Origin of the sequence: Burkholderia sp. Ac-20365 (assembly GCF_017104715.1) — a bacterium.
Lineage (GTDB): Bacteria > Pseudomonadota > Gammaproteobacteria > Burkholderiales > Burkholderiaceae > Paraburkholderia.
In genome coordinates, this window is record NZ_JAAGPI010000001.1 from 226,167 (window position 1) to 246,568 (window position 20,402).

The window sequence follows — 20,402 nt, forward strand, 5'->3', positions numbered from 1 at the left end:
GTCGCTAACGCGACCCGATCTCGGCGAGCAGCCATTCCCTGAAGGCGACCACGGGTGCCGAGTTTTGCTTTTGTCTCGGTGACTCAACTATCGGTGTTGGCATGCCGTGCGGCAAATGAGAAGATCTGCTGGGGTGGGATAGAAAAACTATCTGGGTTTTGGGTTTGGGTTTGGGTTTGCTTTTGCTTTCGCTGGCATCCGCGTTTTGTTATCGGTGCTTCAGACGTTGCCCCTGTGCGGGGCGGCACTTACTTTCTTTGCCGCCGCAAAGAAAGTAAGCAAAGAAAGCGGGCTAACACCGCCCGTTCTTGACCACCGCCTGAGGGCCCCCAACGGGTCTTCCACTTCACCCGGCAACCGCTCAGTTTGATGCCCGTTGCCAGCGCTCCGAATTGGCGCCTCACCCGCTTCAATCACCCGTAGCGCAGCCAGCGGCTGCGAATGGTTGATGCCGCCCAGGTGGCAAACTGTGTGTAGGTCGTAGTGCCTCACACGTCAGCGTTCCTACGACACCGATCGTGGTTTCGAGCCGCCCACCTTGTTTTTCAGTCCGGAGTGAAGCGCATAAGCCGCGACAGCCTACACACAGTTTGCCGCTATAGAACGTGGGCGATTTGATCGCGTGTATGGCGACGCGGGAGCATGAAGCGGGTGAGGCGCCAATTCGGAGCGCTGGCAACGGGCAGTGAAAGGCAGGTTGCCGTTTGAAGCGGAGGACCCGTTGGGGGCCCTCAGGCGGAAAGAAGAACTGGCGGTGTTCAGCGGCTTTCTTTTGCCTACTTTTCTTTGCCGCGGCAAAGAAAAGTAGGTGCCGCCCCGCACAGGGGCGACGCTTGAAGCACCGATATCAAAACGCGGATGCCAGCTAAATCGCGGATGCCAGCTAAAACGCGGATGCCAGCGAAATCGCAGATGCCAGCGAAAACCTAAACCGCGACAGCAACAACAGAACATCACCCCCCCACAACCCGTTTCCTTGAAAGCGCCCTGGCAATCAACAACCCCCCCACCATCACCGCAAGGGAAATCAAGGTCGTCATCGTCCCGAGCGCATAAATCACAGGCGTCGTCACCGACGTAGTCAACCCTTGCAACTCAAGCGGCAGCGTATTCTGATCCCCGATCGCCTGAGAGGTGCGTGCAATCTCATCCCACGAGAGCGTAAACCCAAACATCGCGACACCAATAACAGAAGGCCCGATGATAGGCAGCACGACATGCTTGAACGACTGCCACGGCGATGCGCCAAGGTCACGCGCGGCCTCTTCAAACGCAGGATTAAATCGATTAAAAACAGCAAACATCACGAGCAAACCAAACGGCAAGGTCCACGTAAGATGAGCACCAAGCGCCGACGTATAAAGACCCATCGAGGTAGTCCACGTATCCGCAACCGACTGAAAGCCCCACGCGCCAGCGAGATACTTGATCAACGTATCGAGCAACCGGAACGTCAACCCAATACCAAGCGACACGATGATCGACGGCATGATCAGACTCGCCACCGACACATAAAACACCGCCGTATCGCCCCGGAACCGCCTTCTGAACGCGAGCCCCGCGCTCACAGAGAACAGCACCGTCAGCACGGTAACAGCAAGCGCGAGCTTGACCGAGCGCCCGAACGCCGCCCAGATATCGATATCCCCAACTCCATCGCGCAGCACCTGAAACCAGTGCAGCGACACGCCTCGCATCGGGAACGTCAAACCGCCCTCGGGTCCCTGAAACGACAGAATAAAGATCGTGATCACTGGCCCATACAAAAACAGCACGAACAGCCCGAACAGCAGCGCAAGCCAGTAAAAGCTAGCAGGCCGCCGCTCGCGATGTCTGAGCGAAACACTCATGTCACAGCTCCTTCCGGATGTCGACGGCACGTGTGAGTGCCCAGACGATCATGAGCACCACCGCGAGCAGAATGATCGCGTTGGCGGCGGCAGCGGGGAACTGCAGATAACCCGTCTGCACCTGGATGATCTTGCCCACCGACGCAATCTGCTGTCCGCCCATCACGCCAACCGTGAGGAAATCGCCCATCACGATCGTGACCACGAAAATCGAACCGATCACGATGCCAGTCTTCGACAACGGCAGCACGACGTCGCGAATCACCTGCCAGCCGCTTGCGCCGCCATCACGCGCGGCTTCGAGCAGTGAGCGGTCGATGCGCATCATCGCGTTGAAAATCGGCACGATCATGAAGAACGTGTAGAGATGCACGAACGCCAGCACGACGGAGAAGTTCGAATACAGCAACCATTCGAGCGGCTGATCGACCAGATGCGCCGACATCAATGCCTGATTGACGAGCCCGTTGCGGCCGAGCAGCGGAATCCACGAAATCATGCGGATCACGTTGGACGTCCAGAACGGAATCGTGCAGACGAGGAACAGCACCGTCTGCATCGCCGTCGTGCGCACATGGAACGCAAGGAAGTACGCGATCGTAAAGCCGAGTACGAGCGTCACGGCCCACACGATCGCGCAGAACTTCAGTGTCGACCAGTACGTCTTGAACGTCACGCAGACGTCCGTGAACGAGCCGCAGCCGTCGAATATCGCCGCGTAGTTCTTCAGCGTGAACGCCGGGATGATCTGATACTCGTTGAAGTCCCAGAAGCTGACGATCAACGTGATCACGAGCGGCACGATAAAGAAGAACGCAAACGTCAGCGTGAGCGGCGTGGCTTGCAGCCACGCGCTCACGCGCCGATGGCGCACGGCTGTCTGCTTCGCTTGCTGGAGATATTCGACCGAGGCCATCGTCAGACTCCGCGCGTTGTCGTGAGCACCGTCATGCTGCGATGAACTCGTTCCACTTCTGCACCATGTAGATGTTCTCGTCCATCACCGCGTTCCAGCAGGCAATCGCGCCCATGCGCTGGTTGTACGAGCCGCCGTCGCGCACGGCACCGGCTTTTTCGAGCAGCTGGCCGTCGGGCGCCTTGATGTCCTGCGCGGCTGCCTTGCCTTCCATCCAGTAGTCCCATTCGTACGCCTGCATGTGCGTGCGCGCCGTTTCCGTCACGCCGGGGTAATAGCCCTGACGCATCAGATACGCGCCTGCCCAGCCGTCCTGGAACCAGTTGACGAACTCGTACGCGGCATCGAGCTTCTTGCCCTGCAGCGAGCGCGGAAAGCCGAAGCCCGACGCCCACGAGCGATAGCCTTCTTTCAGCGGCTGGAACTTGCACGCAATGCCCATCGTGCGGACCTTCGTGACGGCGGGCGACCACATCGACTGGATCACCACTTCACCCGACGCCATCAGGTTCACGCTCTCGTTGAAGTCACGCCAGAACGCGCGGAACTGGCCGGCGCGTTTGGCTTCGATCAGGATCTTGATGGTCTGATCGATCTCGGCCTTCGTCATGTTGCCCTTGTCGCCGTACTTCACGCGGCCCATTGCTTCGATCGCCATGGCGGCATCCATGATGCCGATTGCGGGAATGTTCAGCAGCGCCGCCTTGCCCTTGAACTGCGGATTGAGCAGGTCTGCCCACGTCGTTACGGGGCGCGGGATCAGGTCCGGGCGAATGCCGAGCGTGTCGGCGTTGTACGTGGTGGGAATCAGCGTCATCCACTCGGTCGGCGTTGCGGAGAATTCCGTCGAACGTGCGCCCTTGAGGAACATGACCTTCTTCGGTGCCGTGCCTTGATCGCCGATCTTCTTGCCGTCCACTTCGCCCTTCGTCAGTACGGGCGTGATCTTGTCGGCAAGCTTGATACGCTTTGCGTCCATGCCCGCGAGCGTGCCCGCCGGGATGAGTTTCTTCAGCGAGAAATATTCGGTGTCGACGATATCGAATGAATTGGGCTGCGTGATGATGCGTTTCGTGACGTCGTCGGTGGTCACGGGGATGTATTGAATCTCGATGCCCGTGTCTTCCTTGAATTTCTTCGCGATGTCCGAGCTCTGGTTAACGGCGGTGCCGAGGTAGCGCAACGTGATCTTCTCTTGCGCGTGCACATACGGGAAACCGGCGATACCCGCAGCCGCGACTGCGCCCTTGATGAACGTTCGACGCGAGATGCCCTTGTTGACGGTCTCTTCTTCAGTTTGCTGCACGCCTGCGACTGCCTTGTCGTCGTTCATTGCTTTCTCCTCTTAAGAAATTGTCGTTGAGTGCATCAAGCTGCGAGTGGATGTGCGTTCTGTTCGTCCCACCAGACGGTCACGCGTGCATCGGGTCCGAGACGTTGCGGGTCGTATTCGGCGTCGCTCATCAGCGAGACAAGGGAAGGCGAGCCGTCCTGCGGATCGAGCGTGATACGCAGATGCGTGCCTTGATACTCGGCTTCGCGCACCGTGCAGGCGAGCCCGCCGATGCGGCTCAGGCCGCTGTCGCCCGCGCTCGTGCCCGGCGTCACACCTTGCGGCGCAATGCGCAGACGGTCGGCGCGTACGGTAAAGAGCCGGCCATTCGCACCAAGCACGTTATGGCCGCCGAGAAAGCGCGCAACGAATTCCGTGCGCGGCTGGTTGAAGACTTCGAACGGCGTGCCTGTCTGTTCGATATGACCGTGACTCATCACCACGACGAGATCGGCGAGCGCCATCGCTTCTTCCTGCGAGTGGGTGACGTGCACGAACGTGATGCCGAGTTCCTTCTGCCAGCGCTTGAGTTCGGCACGCATCTGCACGCGCAGGAACGGGTCGAGCGCGGAGAGCGGCTCGTCGAGCAACAGGCAGCGCGGTTCGTTGAGCAACGCACGCGCAAGCGCGACGCGCTGCTGCTGGCCGCCCGAAAGCTGCGCGGGCCGGCGGTTCGCATACGCCGACATCGCGACGAGTTCGAGCAGTTCGCCCGCGCGCTTTCTGCGCGTCTCCCTGGCGACGCCGCGCATCTTCAGGCTGAACGCGACGTTGTCGAGTGCGGAAAGATGCGGGAACAGCGCGTAGCTCTGAAACACCATCGCGGTGCCGCGCGCGGCGGGCTGCTCATGCGTGACGTTGCGTCCGCCGATCAGCACGTCGCCTTCGGAGACCCATTCGTGCCCCGCGATCATCCGCAACGTCGAGGTCTTGCCGCAGCCCGAAGGGCCCAGCAGGCAGCAGTATGCGCCGCCGGGAATGCGCAGGTCGATCGCGTCGACGGCGAGCGAATCGGCGTAGCGCTTCGAGACGTGCACAAGCTCGATGTCGGCGGGGCTTGCATGAACCACGGTTGATGCCTGCTGAACCATGAAGGTTGTCCTGTAAGAAGACACGATCGGATGACGGCAAATGCGCAATGTGCGAGGCACGCGGCCGGGAGCGTTTGCAATTCATATGCCATTCGTGGCTTCGAGGGCCTTCGAGGGCGACGGCATGTCTGCCGCGACGCGTGCCAGCGGCGCGTGTCGACAGGTTGGCGCGCATATTGCACACGATCCGTAACGCCGATCGTCAGCACTTGCAGGCGCATTACGTGTGCAATCGCAGTGCAGGTTTCGTTCGGAATGGGGCACAAACTAACCAAACCGGGTCATTGACCTTTGACAATGAACGACTTCAAGCGCGAGCCGGGCGGCGCATTCGGTCCACTGACGACGCACGGCCGCTTCGACTATCAGCCGGTCCACGAGGGCGACGCGTACTGCTGGCCAAACGACACGCGGCTCGCCGTCTACCTTGGTTTCAACCTCGAGCACTTCGCCTTCGGCGAGGGACTGGGTGCCGCACTGGGCCCGTTGTCGCCGCAACCGGACGTGCTGAACTACAGCTGGCGCGAGTACGGCAATCGCGTCGGCGCGTGGCGTTGCATCGAATTGTTCGACTCGCTCGATATGCCCGCGGGCACGCTCATCAATACGTCGCTATACGACCACTGCCCGGCGCTGATCGAAGCCTGCGTCGCGCGCGGCGACGAGCTGATCGCTCACGGTTACACCAACGCGCAGCGCCAGAGCGATCTGGATGAAGACGGCGAGCGTGCCTTGCTGGCCCATTGCCGCGAACGCATGCTCGGGCAGTCGGGCGCGGAGCCGGCCGGATGGCTGTCGCCGTGGATATCGGAGTCGCACCGCACGCCGGACCTGCTCGCCGAGACGGGTTATCGCTATACGCTGAACTGGTGTCACGACGATCGTCCCGTGCGGATGACGACGAAGCACGGCCCGCTCTGGTCGATTCCCTACCCGCAAGAACTGAACGATCTGCCGATGATCATGGCGCGGCAGATGGACATGCGCGACTTCACCGACATGATCATCGACCAGTTCGAAGAGATGCTCGAGCAGACCCAACGCGGGTCGCAGGCGCTCGTGATGGGCATTGCGCTGCATCCGTATATCGTCGGGCAGCCGTACCGGTTGCGGCATCTGCGCCGAGCGCTCGCGCATATCGCCAGAATGCGCGACGACATCTGGCTCACGACGCCTGGCGAGATTGCGCGCCATGTGGAAGAGACCGTGCCCACTGCGGTGCAAGCGGCATGAGTACCGTGCGAGCAGGTGCCAAGCAGGAGAAGATCGCCAAGGTGAGCACGGACGAACGCATCTATCAGTCGATCTTCGAGGGCGTGCTGAATCGCAGGCTCACGCCGGGCATGAAGCTGCCGGAACCGGAGCTATGTTCGCTGTTCGGCGTCGGGCGCGCGGTGGTGCGGCGCGCGCTGGAGAAGCTCGCGCATGACGGCATCGTTGTATTGCGGCCGAACAAGGGCGCGGTGATTGCGCAGCCGACGCGCGAAGAAACACGCGAGATCTTCGAAACCCGGCGGGCAGTCGAACGCGCGCTGGTCGAGCTTGCCGCGCAGCGTGCGAGTGTCGACGATATTGCCGCGCTTCGCAAACAGCTCGCCGATGAGCACGAGGCCATGCATCGCTTCGATCAGCCTTCGTGGGCGCGGCTTGCAAGCGAGTTCCATCTGCGCATCGCCGCGCTTGCGGGCAACTCGATTCTCGAACGCTATCTGGTCGAACTGATCTCGCGTTGTTCGCTGATCGTCGGTGCATACGAACCCGTGGGCAATGCGCCGTGCGAACACGACGAGCACACGGCAATTCTCGATTGTCTCGAAGCACGCGATGCACAAGGCGCGATCGGTCATATGATGGCGCATCTTCAAAGTCTGGAAGCACGCATCGAAACATCGCGCATGCCGGGCAAGAAGCGGCTTGCGCAACTGCTCGGCATCGAACCCGATCGACAAACCGCGATGGAGTGACATGGAAATCGACTTCGAAGCGATCACCGAATACCAGCGTTACAAGCTGATGGCGAGTCTGATCGTGCCGCGGCCCATTGCGCTCGTGACGACGCTCGGCGCGGACGGCACAGTGAATGCCGCACCGTTCTCGATGTTCAACATGCTGGGCGAGGAACCGCCTATCGTGATGATCAGCATCAATCGTCTCGCGGACGGCACACTGAAAGACACGGCCGTGAACATTCCGCGTGAGAGAGAGTTTGTTGTGCATCTCGCCGACGAGGCGATTGCGCAGCAGATGCATCGTTGTGGCGAGCGCTTTGCGCCGGATGTCAGCGAACTCGACGAAGTGGGTTTTACCGCGCTGCCTTCGACGCGCGTCAAGCCGCCGCGTATTGCACAGGCACCGGTTGCGTTTGAATGCGAGCTTTGGGAAACGCTCGAAACGGCGAGCCGTCATATCTTCATCGGCAAGGTGCTGGTGTTGCATGCGCGGGACGAACTGATCGACCGCGATGCATGGCGCGTGAGGTTGCAACATTACTTTCCCGTCGGGCGTTTCGGTGCGAGTGATTATGTGACGACGCGGGACCGGTTCGAACTGTGAGTGGTTTGACGTCGGGGTATATGCTTGCGCGTATGTTTTTGATTTTGCTGGCATCCGCGATTTGTTATTGGTTTGCCTGGGTTGCCCCTGTGCGGGGCGGCACCTACTTTTCTTTGCCGCGGCAAAGAAAAGTAGGCAAAAGAAAGCTGCTGAACACCGCCAGTTCCTGTAATTGCCCACGGGCCCCCAACAGCCCCGTCCTGCCCGCGGCATCTCCCTTCTTGATGCCCGCTGCCAACGCTCTTATTGAGCGCCTCACCCGCTTCGTGCTCCCGCATCACCACACGCGCGATCAAATCTCCCACGTTCTATGGCGGCAAACTGTGTGTCGGCTTTCGCGACGTATGCGCTCCACTCCAGACTGAAAAGCGCGATCGGTGTCGTAAGAGCGCTGACTTGTGAAGCACTACGACCTACACACAGTTTGCCACCTGGGCGGCCCAAACCATTCGCTGCCGCTGGCTGCGCAACGGGTACTTGAAGTGGGTGAGGCGCAGGTTCGGAGCGCTGGCAACGGGCAGTGAATGGCAGGTTGCCGTGTGAAGTGGAGGAACTGTTGGGGGCCCTCAGGCGGAGGTCAAGAACGGGCGGTGTTAGCCCGCTTTCTTTGCTTACTTTCTTTGCGGCGGCAAAGAAAGTAAGTGCCGCCCCGCACAGGGGCAACACTAATAAACCAATAACATCACGCGGATGCCAGCACAAACCCAGCCAAACCCCCAACCGCACACAGCCACCCTCATTCTCCACTAACACTCTCCCCACAAACTAACTCCTGCCAGGAAAAAAACCGTCACAACCCCACGACAGGAGCAACTCATGAACCGCAAACACATTGCATCATTTGCCATAGCAGCAACAGCACTGGCACTTTCAATCGGTACGGCAGAAGCCGCGCAAGGCTGCGGACCGGGAGGCTGGCGCAACGCATGGGGACAATGCCGGTATGCGGCACCCGTTATCTATACGCCGCCGCCGGCGCCTGTTTCCACTTATGCGTGCCCGCCGGGATACTGGCTCGGACCGTGGGGACACTGCCGGGATACGCCCTATCATGGCCGGTTGCCAAACGGGATGTATCAGTGAGAATTCATTGACCGGCAGAACCGGCGATAATTTCAAGGAGCAGCAAACGTCCTCCAATTCATCGACGGAAAATGTCAAATGACAGATCGTGAAGTTATCGTTCCATCATCGATGCAGCGCATCGTTGAGCGCGCTGGCTATGTCCCTGCGGTCAAAGTCGGCGCGACCGTTTTTTGCGCCGGACAGGTCGGGCGCACGGCGGACCTTGAAGTCATCATCGACCCGCAATCGCAGTTTCTCGCCTGTTGGGAGAACCTGCGCGTAGTCCTCGAGGAAGCGGACTGCACGTTCGAGGATATCGTCGATATGACGACCTATCACGTTCAGATGAGTCAGCACATGGCCGTCTTTCGCGAAGTAAAGAACCGGGTGTTCCCGCGCGCAACGTGTGCGTGGACCGCGATCGGCGTGTCCGAGCTCGCGCATCCCGGCTTGCTCGTGGAGATCAAGTGCGTGGCCGTGAAGCGGGACGGCTGACAGAGATCGATCAGCTTCGTGGCGATAGCGCGAGCCGCTTTGTTTCAAGTTGCGTGATGACACGTTGCAGCGTGCGTTCCGCAGCACCCGGCAAGCCGAGAAACCGGCAGCCGAGAACAGTATGCAGTTCGCCGCCTGGCGTCATCGATCTGCGCGGCGCGACGATTTCCAGATCGAGTTGCAGCGTGCCGAAACTGCCGAGCTTCAATATGACGTCGTGGAGGATATGACCGGTTGCGACGTCGTCGAAGCGGGAATCGGTGGCCCGCAATGCTACGCCACCCAATGAGAGATCCTTTACCACCAGTTTGAACGGAGCGTCACCCGGCCGCGTGCCTGTCGCCGTGAATGGATCGAGCAAAGGCGTCTCGACACGGAAGTACTCGCGGCGCTGCACGTAGTAAAGCACGGCAGGGAAGGTTGCTTCGAACGCGGGGCGGCCATCGAAAATGATCGGCGTAGCGGCGCTCGTCGTGAATTCGGTGCGGATGCCTGAAGGCGTGCCGTGGAATTTCAGTTCTCTTGCGCGGGGCAGCGCGCGATTATCGGTGTCGACGCTGCCGAGGTCGAATACGAACCGTGCATTACGCGAATCGACTTCGATAATCTGCGTCACCAGCTGACGGCCATCGAACTCGACGGCGATGAAATCCTGACGCGTCGCGAGGCCGCGCAGGCACACGGCTATCTGCAATGGATGACGTTGCGCGTAGTCGTCGAGCGTGGTGGTCAGGGGCGGGGCGCCGGTGGCGGCGACTGCGGTCAGCGGGAGGTCGGCGATCATTGTTTTGTCCGGGCGTGGGTTGTCGTTTGTGTGCTGATTCGTGGCGCGCTGGGCGGATGTGCCCCGTTGCGTGTTGAATTGCAGGGACTGTGCCAGGCGGGGACAGCGTGGCCGGGATGCGGCGTGGCAGGCTGGGAGCCTCGTGCAGCAAGGCGGCGAGGGTTTGCCTCGAAGGCCTACGGGGGGATGTGGCGGGGAACGGGAGGACGTTGCTACGTAACGTCGGCAGCCGTGTTACGGCCACGTTCGGGAAACCTGGCGGCTTCCCGCGGAACCAGGCAAATGCTGCAAGGTGTTCTTGCGGGCGAAGACGGCGGCGTCAGCTGCTCAGTGTCAATTCCGTGCGTTCAGATTAAACGTAAGCACATACTGGCCGCTGCTTAGCCAGCCGCCAGTGAGTATCGCTGTGCCATCGAATACAACATGTAGCGCTGCCGCCCCGTTCGTTAATTGAGCGGCCGTATCGGGCGTCGACGGATGAAGGGCTCGTCTGCCATCTTCGAGATTTCCCGTTTCATCGGCTTTGCTTGTCGCGCGCATATCGCCAGTGGCGCTCACATAACTTACCGATCTTTCCAGTCTGGCCGGAGCAACCTGTTCGGTGGGACGGAACGAATCCTGTGAAAGAGCGGTGTCGACGCCCGCTTCCTTCCTGTCATCGACAGTCGCAATCGCCGCATATGAACTCGCCGCGTAGTTGTCGTAGTTCTCACCAAAGGGAGCGTTCTCGATGTTCGGATGAGCGAGTGCGTTTCCGCCCAGCGCAAGTGCCACTAGCATGGCGCCCGTCTGTAGAGGCATGCGCATGGACTTCTCCTGTCACTTGAACATTGCGTGCCCAATGATCGGACCAGAGGTGAAGGATCGCCCTTCACGATGCAGAACGCACCAACCAGCATAATCGCTGCGAATACGGTAGGCAATTTAACTGGACGCTTTTCACACAGGCGGATGAAAACGTTTCAGATGGATGTGCATGTCGTCGTAATCAGACGAAAGGCATTGTCAATAATTATCCGGAATTGATTACCAACAGGTCGATCTCCCTTCCGCGCAATTACAAAACATCAAGTCTCGTGCGACGGTCCCGATAACCCGCTTGCACGTCGTAACCGTGCAACCGATTTTCGACCGTCCACTGAAGCGCTGAACAAAGGAAGCGTCGGCCCCATGTCGCCAGATCCAATCAACACGAATACGTCGGTCACCACACCGCCGCCGCCCGAGCCGCCCGCATCGAAGGATGCATCGTCGGTGGCAAGCACGCCCGACCGCAGTAACGATGCATTGATGGCTGCACTCAAGCTCACGCTGACGCGCCTCGGCATCGATGCATCGACGGGCCTGACCATCAGCGACGGCATCGGCGGTGAGAACGCCGACGAGTTGTCGTTGCCCAGGCGCGTGAGTGCGTCGAGTGCATCGCTGATCGCGGCGCTCTACCAGGCACTCGAACTGCAGCAGTCGATCGCGTTGGCCAATGGTCTGAACACATCGGGCAATGGCCCGAGCGACGCACTGTCGGCGGTGACAGATACGCATCCTGCCGTGCATGGCTACCGCGATCTCGGCGGCCAGATTGCCGATCTGGCGAAGATGTCCGGCACGCTCGCAAGCACCGACGATACCGATACCGACGAATGGGATTTCGGTCTCGACGATACCAGCAGTGCGTCGAGCGCCGACACGGGGTCCGACGATCCGATGACCGCCGCGATCGGACAATTGAATCAGGCGTTACAGGATCACGTCGCGAACCTCGTGCAGGGCGTCGACAAGAAAGTGTCGCTGGCTGCCGTGCTCGACGGAATATCAGGCGAGACGAAGGGCGTTCAGTGGAGGCCGCTCGGCGTGTTGATCGACGTGCAGGCGTAGCGCCTGATCGAATCGTTGCCGCTCGCCATGGCCAGGCGGTTCGGCGGGCGGCATGACGGCGCGTCGGATCGCGAACGGCATCAGCCGTCTACCGGTTGCGCGGGCGTGTCGAGCAGCAATTGATAAAAGGCCAGATCCAGCCAGCGGCCGAACTTGAAACCGACTTGCGGCAATGTGCCGACGTGCCGGAAGCCGAGCCGCTCGTGCAGCGCAATGCTTCCGCTATTCGTCGCGTCGATTCCGCCCATCATCGCGTGCATGTCGTTCTGCCTCGCAGCAGCGATGAGTTCCTGCATCACGACACGGCCCAGCCCTTTCCCGCGATGATCCTCGTGGATGTACACGGAGTGCTCCACCGTGTACTTGTATGCCGGCCACGCCCGGAACGAGCCGTAGCTGCCGAAGCCGAGGAGCACGCCATCAGGATCTTCAATCCCGATTACCGGGAAGCCGCCCGCATGTTTAGCCTCGAACCAGCCAACCATGTTTTGCGATGTTCGCGGCTTGTAGTCGTAGAGCGCCGTTGAATTGACGATCGCTTCGTTGAAAATTTCCAGTATCGCGTCGGCGTGGCGTTCGAACGTGCAATGGACGATGGTGTAGTCGCTCATCAGGTGTTTCCTGTCGTTTCGCTGTTCATGATTTCCAGTATAGTGGAATTATGTCCAGAAAAATAACATTTCGAGGCGTGGCCGCGGGCCTGATGGACGGACGGTTCAGATCTTCTCTGCGTGGCCGGCGGCGAGCACCGGTCCAGTGGGTTGCCCGGTTGGCGATCCGCCGTGCGGCTCGAGGGACACCGCCAGCGTCGTCTGCGGCCCGAGTATCTGGAGCTGTGCCTCTGCCACGTGCAGGATGGTCGGGCGCTGCGTGTCGATCACGCCAAGCGAGATCGGTTTCGCGCCTGGCGGAATCATCCACATCTCGGTCGACTGGTTCGCCGCAATTGCGATGTCGCGCGGCGGCACGACGACAATCTGCGCATGTTGCGCATCGACGGTCGCCGTCCAGCCTGCGCCCGCGCCCTGACGTTGAAGCGTCGCGACGAGATATTGCGTACCCGCTGTCGGTACGGCGGCGTTTTCCAATGACACGGTGCGCGTCAGCACGATGGCGAGCGCGCATGCCGCGACCACCGACATCAATCCCATCCAGCGCCAGAACGACAGACTGTTCCATAAGCCCGGCGGACGCGCAGCCTGTGTCCAGCCGAGTTGGACTTGCACCCGGTTCCAGACGTGGGACGGCGGCATCACGTCAGCAAGATCGTCGATCAACGGCATCAGACGCGTTTGCCAGCGTGCGAGCGATTCCGCTGTGCCCGCATCGTGCTGCATTGCGCGTTCGATTTCCCGGCGCTCGTCGTCGCCGAGCACGCCTAGTACGTACTCCGCGCAGCGCAGATCGTTTTCGTCGGAAGAGGCGGGCGTATTCATCTTTCCAGACAGCTTTTCAGTTGCATCAGACTGCGCCGGATCCAGCTTTTCATCGTCCCTAAAGGAACGCTCATGCGTGCCGCGAGTTCGGCGTAGGAAGAACCCGTGAAGAACGCTTCGCGGACAGCGTGTCTCTGTGTGTCCGGCAGCGCTTGCAGGCAGTGTTCAAGCCGTTGTCTTTCCTCGCTGAGTTGCGCGAGGGCAGCGGGTGTCGGTGCTTCGTCGACGATCTCTTCAGTGGCGGCTTCATCGAGCGGCTGCGTGCGACGGCGCCTGATGCGATCGATCGCCCGGTTGCGCGCGATGGTGCCGAGCCATGTCATTGCGCTGGAGAGTTGCGGATTGAACGTGGCCGCCTGATTCCATGCCGTGACGTACACGTCCTGAAGCGTGTCCTCGGCTTCGGACCGGTCGCGCAGTACTTTGAGGCAAATGGCGAATAGCTTTGGAGAGGTCCGGCGATACAGCGTTTCAAACGCAGCGCGGTCGCGCAAGGCGACGGCTGACAGCATGGCGTTCAGATCGTCGTGTGCGGAAGAATCCGATGAGATGGACGTACCCACTGTTTCGCTTGAACCCTTTTGCGGCCGTGAGGACATATGACACCCGGGCTGGCTATTCGAGGTGCGCCTTCGTGCGAGTAGTGTATCAGCGCGAAGCGTTTCCAGTGGCCTGTTACCAGCGAATGGTTGCGAGGACATCAGCATCTCCCGGATCGCGGCGAATGGCGAAACGCTTTCCTTCTTTCCTTTTTACGTGGATGGACGCGTTGCGGATGCATGAAGCAAGCATTACCGGTTTTCGCTTCATCACCGGATTGTTCGGCGCAACACGCTCTCGCGAACTGATTCAAATTCGCGACATGTCCCCTTCAAAGGTACGTCGTTTGCACGCTCTCCGGTCGCGATGCATCCGTGCGATGGTGTTGCGCGTATATCCTGCAGACAGTGCATTCGTTGAATCACGCCAGAAGGAAACGTCGATGTCGCCAGCCGTTGCCGTGCCGATTGCGTTCGTGGTGCTCGTCGTACTGTTCGCGGCCTTCTGGGTGTGGCAATTGAGAAGCGAGAACGCCGGCATGATCGATCCGATCTGGGCGTTCTCGCTGGGCGCGATCGCGGTGTTCTATGGCATGGCGAGCGACGGCGATCCGCTTGCGCGTGCGCTCGTCGCGGCCGGAGGCGGTCTATGGGGCGTGCGCCTCGGCTGGCATTTGTGGCGTCGCAACGCGGGCAAACGGGAAGATCCGCGCTATCACCGTTTTCGTGAGCAATGGGGCGCGGATGCAGGGCGCAAGATGTTCTGGTTCCTCGAACTGCAAACGGTGATTTCGATGGTGCTGTCGATTGCTTTCGCCGTGCCTGCGTGGCATACCGGCACACCTTCGTCCGTGTGCGTCGCAATTGCAATCGTGATCTGGTTCGCGTCGGTAAGCGGCGAAACGATTGCGGACGGGCAACTCGCGCGCTTCGTCGCCGATCCTGCGAACAAGGGCAAGGTGTGTCGCGTTGGGTTGTGGCGCTACTCGCGGCATCCGAACTATTTCTTCGAGTGCCTGCATTGGGTCGCGTATATCGCGCTGTCAATCGGTACAGCCTGGGCGTGGCTGACGCTGATTCCTCCCGTGCTGATGGGATGGCTGTTGATGAAGTTGTCCGGCGTGCCGATGCTGGAAGCACACCTGGTGCATTCCCGTCCCGGCTACGCCGAGTACATGCGCGAGACCAGTGCATTGATACCGTGGCCACCGCGCCGTGGCTGAACCCGATACGCTTTGAATCCATTCGAACGGTGCATGCAATGACTTTCACGGCAACCCAATCTTCCATCGATCACGCGAAGCACGCTGGCGAAGACTGGCTGATCCATGCATGCGAACACGGCTGGTTGCCGGATCGTCTGATCCGGTTCGGCATGCGCCGAGTGATGCGGCAGCGGCTGATAGAAGAAGGGGCACTGGATCATGAACTGCATTCGCAGCGCTTCAACGCACTGATCGACGAGTTGCGCGCGAGTCCCATTGCGATTGAAACCGACGCCGCGAATGCACAACACTACGAGTTACCACCGTCGTTCTTCAAGGAACATCTTGGGCCGCATCTGAAGTATTCGTGCTGTTTTTATCCACGTGGCGACGAGACGCTCGAACGGGCAGAGCAGTCGATGCTCGAACTTTACGCGGAGCGCGCACAGATCGAAGATGGTCAGACCATCCTCGACCTCGGTTGCGGCTGGGGAGCACTCGCGGTGTGGTTGGCCGCGCGTTACCCGCGAGCACAGATCGTGGCGCTATCGAACTCACGCAGCCAGCGCGAATTTATCGAGGCGCGGGCGGCGTCGGCGGGCATCACGAATCTGCGAGTCGTGACGGGTAACGTCGTGCAGTTCGAATTCTCCGATCCCTTCAAGGCGCGAGCGCCATTTGGCGCAGGTGACTTCGACCGTGTGCTGTCCATTGAGATGTTCGAGCACATGAAGAACTATGACGCATTGCTCGAACGTATTGCGCGCTGGATGCGGCCCGACGGAAAGCTCTTTGTCCATATCTTTGCGCATCGTACGCTGGCGTATCACTTTCAGACACACGACACGTCGGACTGGATGTCGAAGTACTTTTTCACCGGCGGCACGATGCCGTCAGAAGCGTTGCTGCGGCATTTTCAGCGCAATCTGCGCATCGACAGGCAATGGTGGATAGACGGCACGCATTACGCACGTACGGCAGAGCACTGGCTGATGAATCTCGACCGGGCGCGTGGGCGCGTCATGCCCGAACTTGCACTTGTGTACGGCGTGGAGAATGCGGCGATCTGGTTTCAGCGCTGGCGAATGTTCTACATGGCCGTGGCTGAACTCTTCGGCTACGCGCGGGGCAACGAATGGGGCATTGCGCACTATCTGTTCGACAAGCGGTGATGTGATGAAAATGCCGACATTGCGTACGCATATTGCGTTGACGCTGATCACGCTCGTTGCGGCGGCGTTCATGATATCGGCATGTTCGCAGGCGCCTGCCAATTCCAATCCGCGTGCGGATCTGCCGCTTACGCCCGCAAGCGTCGATCTTTCGCGCTATATGGGCCGCTGGTACGTGATCGCGATCATTCCGTATTTCCTCGAAAACAAATACGTAGGCAGTTATACGGATTGGTCGTTGCGCGAAGACGGCAAGATCGACGACCGTTACACCGCGCACCCGAAAACCTTCGACGCTCCGCCGTCGCAGTTCCATTTCGTCGACAGCGTCGTGCCGGGTAGCGGCAATGGCAAGTGGAAAGTGCGCATCTTCTGGCCAGTTCACGTCACGCAACTGACGCTATATGTCGACGACGAATACCGCTACACACTGCTCAGTCTCACAGACAAGAGCCTCGGCTGGATCTTCGCGCGCGAGCCCGATATCAGCGACGACGTTTATCGATCACTGCTCGCGCGCTTCGATGCGATGGGATTCGACGCATCGCGCTTTCGCCGTGTACCGCAGCATCCTGAGCAGATCGGCAAGCCTGGCTTTCTGTCGCAAGACGAATGACGCGTGCATCGCTTGGCAAATCCAGAACATCTCACGCGCCGGCGGTAAGGACGAATTGCCTGACGTCCGTGCGCCGTTCTACAAAACCCGCCTCGCAAAACGCGAAATACAGCCGCCACGTGCGGATAAACAGATCATCGAAGCCAAGTGCCCGTACGGCGTCGATGTTTGCCTCGAAGCGCTCGTGCCAGCACCGTATCGTCCGGGCATAGTCGAGCCCGAACGATAGCGACTCGACGGACTCCATGCCTGCATGTCGCGCCGCCGCTCGAAAGCGTTCGACGCCCGGCAGCATGCCGCCAGGAAAAATGTACTCGCGGATGAAGTCACTCGAAGCGCGATACGCGGCAAAGCGCGAGTCGTCGATCGTGATCGACTGGACGAGTGCGCGTGCGCCCGGCGCCAGCATGCGTTTCACTACCGTGAAGAACGTGTGCCAGTAGCGCTCTCCCACGGCTTCGAACATCTCGACGGAAACAACCGCGTCATAGTTGCCGCGCAGATCACGATAGTCACGCAACTCGATGGTGACGAGATCGCCGAGTCGTTCTTGTGCCACCCGCTCGCTTGCCCATTCGAATTGCGCCGGAGAAATCGTCACGCCGTGCACGCGGATGCCGAGACGGCCCGCGTGCAGCGCAAAGCCGCCCCAACCGCAACCGATCTCCAGCACGCGCATGCCGGCGCGCAACTGGAGTACATCGACGATGCGTTGATACTTGGCTGTCTGCGCCTCTTCCAGGCTGCGGTTGTCGTCGTCCTCGAACAGCGCACTCGAGTAGGTCATGGATGGATCGAGCCAGAGCGCGTAGAACGGATTGCCGAGATCGTAGTGCGCGTGCACGTTGCGCTGGCTGCCGCGCCTCGTGTTCGGACGCAGCCAGTGCCGCAATCCATAGAACCACCGTGCCGGGGCGCTGCCGGATACCGTGCGCGCCACCGCAGCTTCGTTGCGGATCGCGAGCCGTAGCAGCGCCACGATGTCGGGCGTATCGAGCCATTGCGCGCGATATGCTTCCGCAAAACCGATGTCGCCCGCCTGAAGGATCGCGCGGCACGCGCGCCAGTCGTGCAGGACGAGTTGAGCGCCCGGTTGCGCGTGCGGGTCGCCGAACACGCGTTGCTGGCCGCCGGGCGTGGTCAGAATAAGATGGCCGACGCGCACGCGGCCAAGCAGCGCGAGAAAAAGACGGGCGAAAGCGGGCGGTTCGCCCGCGGCATAGAAGGCGCGCAGAAACGTCATGGTCACGATTCCTCGTTGATTGTTGTTGGACGCGAGTGAGGCGGAGGTGGCTGTTTGCCGTAGAAAGGTACTTTTCTGAGCCACAGGCGCAATGCCTGCCAGTAAATGCGCACGATGACGCCGACCGTGAGCAGCGGCTGGCGCAGCAGTGCGCGCAATGCGAGCGCGCGTGTGAGAGGGCGCTTGTCGAGCGAAATGGCCGTGCGGATCAGCAGCCCTTGCGCATCGTGATAGTCGATAAGAACCGAAGCGCCACGCTCGCTCTCGCGGATACGGAATGTGTATTGCCCTTCGACGCTGCAAAACGGCGACACGTGAAGCTTCTTCGCGCAGAAGAGATTAGTCGTTGTGTCGATAGGTCCGTTGTCGGCTGCCTTGAGCAGATACGAATGGCGCTCTCCGAATGTGTTGCGCACTTCGGCGAGCAATGCACGCAGAGCGCCATCGCGGTCATGACAGAACCAGAAACTGACCGGATTGAACGCGTAGCCGAATACGCGGGGAAACGTCTGCAACCAGATCGAGCCGCCATCGAGGTTCAGGCCCGTGTCTGCGAGCTTGCTGCGTATCCACGCGAGCGGATCGGTGCCGTCGCACGCGCCGTAGTCGTGCATCATCAGGCTCAAAGGCCCTGGACGATCGATGCCCAGCCACCAGCGTTGCAATTCCGGAAGCCTTGCGAGATCACAGCGAATGCAGAACACGGGGTACACAAAGCGGTGACGCACGGGGCGCAGCCGCTCGTGCATCACATGCCCGCGCATCAACCATGCGGCGCGTTCGGACGATGTCCCGTTCATCGCACGGACCACGCGGGTTCGACACCGAAGTCGCGGGCGACGCGCAGCGCCGACTTCAGGCCGTCTTCGTGAAAGCCATAACCGGTCCATGCGCCCGCAAACCAGGTGCGCCGTGTGCCCTGTATCGAAGGAATATGGGTTTGGGCGGCAACGGCCGCGCTGTCGAGCAATGGATGATCGTAGTCAAACCGCTTCAGCACCGCTTCGCGTAAAGGTGGCCGCGAAGGGTTGAGCGTCACGATCACGGGCCTTTTGAACGGCAGCGGCTGAAGCCGGTTGATCAGATAGCTCACGCACACCGGGCGTACACCGCCCACGCCGTGGGGCGACACGTAATTCCACGCGGACCACACCCGCTCGCGGCGCGGAAGCAATGCCGCATCAGTGTGCAGCCATGCGACATTCGGCTGATAGCGGATCGCGCCGAGTACATCGCGTTCATTCTGATCGGGGTCTTCCAGCAGGCGCAGCGTGTCGGGTGCGTGGGTCGCGAAGATCACTGCGTCGAAGCGTTCCCACCCCGATCCACTTGCGATAAAAATGCCATCGCGCTCGCGCCGAACCGCAAACACGGGCGCGTTCGTTCGCACGTCGTCGAGCGTGGCGACGATCCGGCGCACGTACTCGCGCGCGCCGCCCGCGACGGTTCGCCAGCGCGGCCGGCGATTCACCTGCAACAGCGCGTGGTTCAGACAGAAGCGCAGAAAGGTCGCGGCAGGAAAGCGCAGCACGTCGGACGTTGCGCACGACCAGATCGCGGCTGCCATCGGCAGCAGGTAATGTTGTCGAAAGGGCGTGCCGTATCGGCCCGCCGTCAACAGGTCGCCAACCGAGCAACCGCTGGCGGATGCCGCCGCGAGATGCGTTTCAGCCGCCGAATTGAAACGCAGGATGTCGCGCAACATGCCGAGAAAGCTGGGCGAGATCATGTTGCGCCGCTGGGCGAACACGGTGTTCAGATTGGTGCCCGCCCATTCGAGGCGGCCGTGATCGAGCGAAACCGAAAACGTCATGTCGCTTTCGTGCGATGCCACGCCAAGCTCGCCGAAGAGTGCGATCAGGTTCGGATAGGTGCGGTCGTTGAAAACGATAAAGCCGGTATCGACAGGATGGGTGAGGCCATCCAGTTCGACATCGACCGTATTCGTGTGACCGCCGGCGTAGTCCGAAGCCTCGAAAAGGGTCACGCGATGGCGTCGAGCGAGCAGATAGGCACTCGCCAGCCCGGCGATGCCGGCGCCGACCACCGCGATGCGGCTGCCAGCCGAAACGGGACAGCTTGCCGTCTGCACATCCATTGGGTGTTCTCCGTCAGCGACGGGCCGATAGCGGATGCCGGAAACAGCGGCGCGTCAGTCCCTTCTACGCACGACGACAGCAGACGGATGCAGTCATGCGGCAAAGGCCTCCCTGATTCCCGCGAACGCAT

General features: G+C 60.6%; 21 protein-coding genes. 9 read left to right on the plus strand and 12 right to left on the minus strand.

Annotated features, from left to right (window positions below; translation table 11 throughout):
- Positions 1-953: 953 nt before the first annotated feature.
- Genes G3O01_RS00895 through G3O01_RS00910 form a run of 4 tightly spaced genes read right to left on the minus strand, consistent with a single transcriptional unit; the run spans position 954 to position 5,190 of the window.
- Positions 954-1,850, minus strand: a complete 897-nt coding sequence (locus tag G3O01_RS00895) for an ABC transporter permease (RefSeq protein ID WP_205802554.1) — start codon at positions 1,848-1,850, stop codon at positions 954-956.
- A 1-nt stretch (position 1,851) separates the two neighbouring features.
- Entirely contained in the window at positions 1,852-2,766 is a 915-nt protein-coding gene (locus tag G3O01_RS00900; protein WP_205802555.1) for an ABC transporter permease, read from the minus strand.
- Between the two features lie 31 nt (positions 2,767-2,797).
- The gene (locus G3O01_RS00905; RefSeq protein WP_205802556.1) at positions 2,798-4,099 is read right to left on the minus strand and encodes an extracellular solute-binding protein; all 1,302 of its coding nucleotides are present in this window, start codon (positions 4,097-4,099) and stop codon (positions 2,798-2,800) included.
- 35 nt (positions 4,100-4,134) lie between these two features.
- Complete coding sequence (locus tag G3O01_RS00910; protein ID WP_205802557.1) at positions 4,135-5,190, minus strand: ABC transporter ATP-binding protein; 1,056 nt, start codon at positions 5,188-5,190, stop codon at positions 4,135-4,137.
- Between the two features lie 297 nt (positions 5,191-5,487).
- Between G3O01_RS00910 and G3O01_RS00915 the strand changes: the two genes are divergently transcribed.
- The 5 genes from G3O01_RS00915 to G3O01_RS00935 all read left to right on the plus strand — a co-directional run bounded on the left by G3O01_RS00915 (position 5,488) and on the right by G3O01_RS00935 (position 9,303).
- Positions 5,488-6,423 (plus strand): polysaccharide deacetylase family protein, encoded by a 936-nt coding sequence (locus G3O01_RS00915; RefSeq protein ID WP_205802558.1) that lies wholly within the window; start codon positions 5,488-5,490, stop codon positions 6,421-6,423.
- The gene (locus G3O01_RS00920; protein WP_205802559.1) at positions 6,420-7,154 is read left to right on the plus strand and encodes a GntR family transcriptional regulator; all 735 of its coding nucleotides are present in this window, start codon (positions 6,420-6,422) and stop codon (positions 7,152-7,154) included. The genes G3O01_RS00915 and G3O01_RS00920 overlap by 4 nt, the downstream gene beginning before the upstream one ends.
- A gap of 1 nt (position 7,155) precedes the next feature.
- A complete protein-coding gene (locus G3O01_RS00925) occupies positions 7,156-7,743 on the plus strand; it encodes a flavin reductase family protein (protein WP_205802560.1) in 588 nt (195 codons plus the stop codon).
- 816 nt (positions 7,744-8,559) lie between these two features.
- Positions 8,560-8,826 carry a hypothetical protein gene (locus tag G3O01_RS00930; RefSeq protein ID WP_205802561.1) on the plus strand — a complete coding sequence of 89 codons (267 nt, stop codon included), beginning with the start codon at positions 8,560-8,562 and terminating at the stop codon, positions 8,824-8,826.
- 78 nt (positions 8,827-8,904) lie between these two features.
- Positions 8,905-9,303, plus strand: coding sequence for a RidA family protein (locus G3O01_RS00935; protein WP_205802562.1), 399 nt, complete (start codon positions 8,905-8,907; stop codon positions 9,301-9,303).
- 10 nt (positions 9,304-9,313) lie between these two features.
- Here the strand turns inward: G3O01_RS00935 and G3O01_RS00940 are convergent, their stop codons facing one another.
- Positions 9,314-10,087: a flagellar brake protein gene (locus tag G3O01_RS00940; RefSeq protein ID WP_205802563.1), complete on the minus strand. Its 774-nt coding sequence runs from the start codon at positions 10,085-10,087 to the stop codon at positions 9,314-9,316.
- 333 nt (positions 10,088-10,420) lie between these two features.
- Positions 10,421-10,888, minus strand: coding sequence for a hypothetical protein (locus G3O01_RS00945; protein ID WP_205802564.1), 468 nt, complete (start codon positions 10,886-10,888; stop codon positions 10,421-10,423).
- Between the two features lie 369 nt (positions 10,889-11,257).
- On the opposite strand from G3O01_RS00945, the gene G3O01_RS00950 reads away from it, so the two are divergent.
- Positions 11,258-11,962: a hypothetical protein gene (locus G3O01_RS00950; RefSeq protein ID WP_205802565.1), complete on the plus strand. Its 705-nt coding sequence runs from the start codon at positions 11,258-11,260 to the stop codon at positions 11,960-11,962.
- A gap of 80 nt (positions 11,963-12,042) precedes the next feature.
- Here the strand turns inward: G3O01_RS00950 and G3O01_RS00955 are convergent, their stop codons facing one another.
- The 3 genes from G3O01_RS00955 to G3O01_RS00965 all read right to left on the minus strand — a co-directional run bounded on the left by G3O01_RS00955 (position 12,043) and on the right by G3O01_RS00965 (position 13,910).
- The gene (locus G3O01_RS00955; protein ID WP_205802566.1) at positions 12,043-12,573 is read right to left on the minus strand and encodes a GNAT family N-acetyltransferase; all 531 of its coding nucleotides are present in this window, start codon (positions 12,571-12,573) and stop codon (positions 12,043-12,045) included.
- Between the two features lie 105 nt (positions 12,574-12,678).
- Positions 12,679-13,398 carry an anti-sigma factor gene (locus tag G3O01_RS00960; RefSeq protein ID WP_205802567.1) on the minus strand — a complete coding sequence of 240 codons (720 nt, stop codon included), beginning with the start codon at positions 13,396-13,398 and terminating at the stop codon, positions 12,679-12,681.
- Entirely contained in the window at positions 13,395-13,910 is a 516-nt protein-coding gene (locus G3O01_RS00965; protein ID WP_241023543.1) for a sigma-70 family RNA polymerase sigma factor, read from the minus strand. The genes G3O01_RS00960 and G3O01_RS00965 overlap by 4 nt, the downstream gene beginning before the upstream one ends.
- Before the next feature lie 470 nt (positions 13,911-14,380).
- On the opposite strand from G3O01_RS00965, the gene G3O01_RS00970 reads away from it, so the two are divergent.
- Genes G3O01_RS00970 through G3O01_RS00980 form a run of 3 tightly spaced genes read left to right on the plus strand, consistent with a single transcriptional unit; the run spans position 14,381 to position 16,930 of the window.
- Entirely contained in the window at positions 14,381-15,160 is a 780-nt protein-coding gene (locus G3O01_RS00970; RefSeq protein ID WP_205802569.1) for a DUF1295 domain-containing protein, read from the plus strand.
- 38 nt (positions 15,161-15,198) lie between these two features.
- Complete coding sequence (locus G3O01_RS00975) at positions 15,199-16,314, plus strand: cyclopropane-fatty-acyl-phospholipid synthase family protein (protein WP_205802570.1); 1,116 nt, start codon at positions 15,199-15,201, stop codon at positions 16,312-16,314.
- Positions 16,315-16,324: 10 nt separating this feature from the next.
- Complete coding sequence (locus tag G3O01_RS00980; RefSeq protein WP_205803045.1) at positions 16,325-16,930, plus strand: lipocalin family protein; 606 nt, start codon at positions 16,325-16,327, stop codon at positions 16,928-16,930.
- Positions 16,931-16,961: 31 nt separating this feature from the next.
- Here the strand turns inward: G3O01_RS00980 and G3O01_RS00985 are convergent, their stop codons facing one another.
- The 3 genes from G3O01_RS00985 to G3O01_RS00995 are packed head-to-tail and all read right to left on the minus strand — an operon-like array spanning position 16,962 to position 20,271.
- A complete protein-coding gene (locus G3O01_RS00985; protein WP_205802571.1) occupies positions 16,962-18,173 on the minus strand; it encodes a cyclopropane-fatty-acyl-phospholipid synthase family protein in 1,212 nt (403 codons plus the stop codon).
- A gap of 2 nt (positions 18,174-18,175) precedes the next feature.
- Positions 18,176-18,973, minus strand: a complete 798-nt coding sequence (locus G3O01_RS00990; RefSeq protein WP_205802572.1) for a DUF1365 domain-containing protein — start codon at positions 18,971-18,973, stop codon at positions 18,176-18,178.
- Positions 18,970-20,271: an FAD-dependent oxidoreductase gene (locus G3O01_RS00995; RefSeq protein WP_205802573.1), complete on the minus strand. Its 1,302-nt coding sequence runs from the start codon at positions 20,269-20,271 to the stop codon at positions 18,970-18,972. The genes G3O01_RS00990 and G3O01_RS00995 overlap by 4 nt, the downstream gene beginning before the upstream one ends.
- Positions 20,272-20,402: the final 131 nt, after the last annotated feature.

Bases quoted from the DNA above. Each gene is read 5' to 3' on its own strand.
- G3O01_RS00895 (WP_205802554.1), bottom strand. From the start codon at position 1,850: ATGAGTGTTTCGCTCAGACATCGCGAGCGGCGGCCTGCTAGCTTTTAC.
- G3O01_RS00900 (WP_205802555.1), bottom strand. From the start codon at position 2,766: ATGGCCTCGGTCGAATATCTCCAGCAAGCGAAGCAGACAGCCGTGCGC.
- G3O01_RS00905 (WP_205802556.1), bottom strand. From the start codon at position 4,099: ATGAACGACGACAAGGCAGTCGCAGGCGTGCAGCAAACTGAAGAAGAG.
- G3O01_RS00910 (WP_205802557.1), bottom strand. From the start codon at position 5,190: ATGGTTCAGCAGGCATCAACCGTGGTTCATGCAAGCCCCGCCGACATC.
- G3O01_RS00915 (WP_205802558.1), top strand. From the start codon at position 5,488: ATGAACGACTTCAAGCGCGAGCCGGGCGGCGCATTCGGTCCACTGACG.
- G3O01_RS00920 (WP_205802559.1), top strand. From the start codon at position 6,420: ATGAGTACCGTGCGAGCAGGTGCCAAGCAGGAGAAGATCGCCAAGGTG.
- G3O01_RS00925 (WP_205802560.1), top strand. From the start codon at position 7,156: ATGGAAATCGACTTCGAAGCGATCACCGAATACCAGCGTTACAAGCTG.
- G3O01_RS00930 (WP_205802561.1), top strand. From the start codon at position 8,560: ATGAACCGCAAACACATTGCATCATTTGCCATAGCAGCAACAGCACTG.
- G3O01_RS00935 (WP_205802562.1), top strand. From the start codon at position 8,905: ATGACAGATCGTGAAGTTATCGTTCCATCATCGATGCAGCGCATCGTT.
- G3O01_RS00940 (WP_205802563.1), bottom strand. From the start codon at position 10,087: ATGATCGCCGACCTCCCGCTGACCGCAGTCGCCGCCACCGGCGCCCCG.
- G3O01_RS00945 (WP_205802564.1), bottom strand. From the start codon at position 10,888: ATGCCTCTACAGACGGGCGCCATGCTAGTGGCACTTGCGCTGGGCGGA.
- G3O01_RS00950 (WP_205802565.1), top strand. From the start codon at position 11,258: ATGTCGCCAGATCCAATCAACACGAATACGTCGGTCACCACACCGCCG.
- G3O01_RS00955 (WP_205802566.1), bottom strand. From the start codon at position 12,573: ATGAGCGACTACACCATCGTCCATTGCACGTTCGAACGCCACGCCGAC.
- G3O01_RS00960 (WP_205802567.1), bottom strand. From the start codon at position 13,398: ATGAATACGCCCGCCTCTTCCGACGAAAACGATCTGCGCTGCGCGGAG.
- G3O01_RS00965 (WP_241023543.1), bottom strand. From the start codon at position 13,910: ATGCTGTCAGCCGTCGCCTTGCGCGACCGCGCTGCGTTTGAAACGCTG.
- G3O01_RS00970 (WP_205802569.1), top strand. From the start codon at position 14,381: ATGTCGCCAGCCGTTGCCGTGCCGATTGCGTTCGTGGTGCTCGTCGTA.
- G3O01_RS00975 (WP_205802570.1), top strand. From the start codon at position 15,199: ATGACTTTCACGGCAACCCAATCTTCCATCGATCACGCGAAGCACGCT.
- G3O01_RS00980 (WP_205803045.1), top strand. From the start codon at position 16,325: ATGCCGACATTGCGTACGCATATTGCGTTGACGCTGATCACGCTCGTT.
- G3O01_RS00985 (WP_205802571.1), bottom strand. From the start codon at position 18,173: ATGACGTTTCTGCGCGCCTTCTATGCCGCGGGCGAACCGCCCGCTTTC.
- G3O01_RS00990 (WP_205802572.1), bottom strand. From the start codon at position 18,973: ATGAACGGGACATCGTCCGAACGCGCCGCATGGTTGATGCGCGGGCAT.
- G3O01_RS00995 (WP_205802573.1), bottom strand. From the start codon at position 20,271: ATGGATGTGCAGACGGCAAGCTGTCCCGTTTCGGCTGGCAGCCGCATC.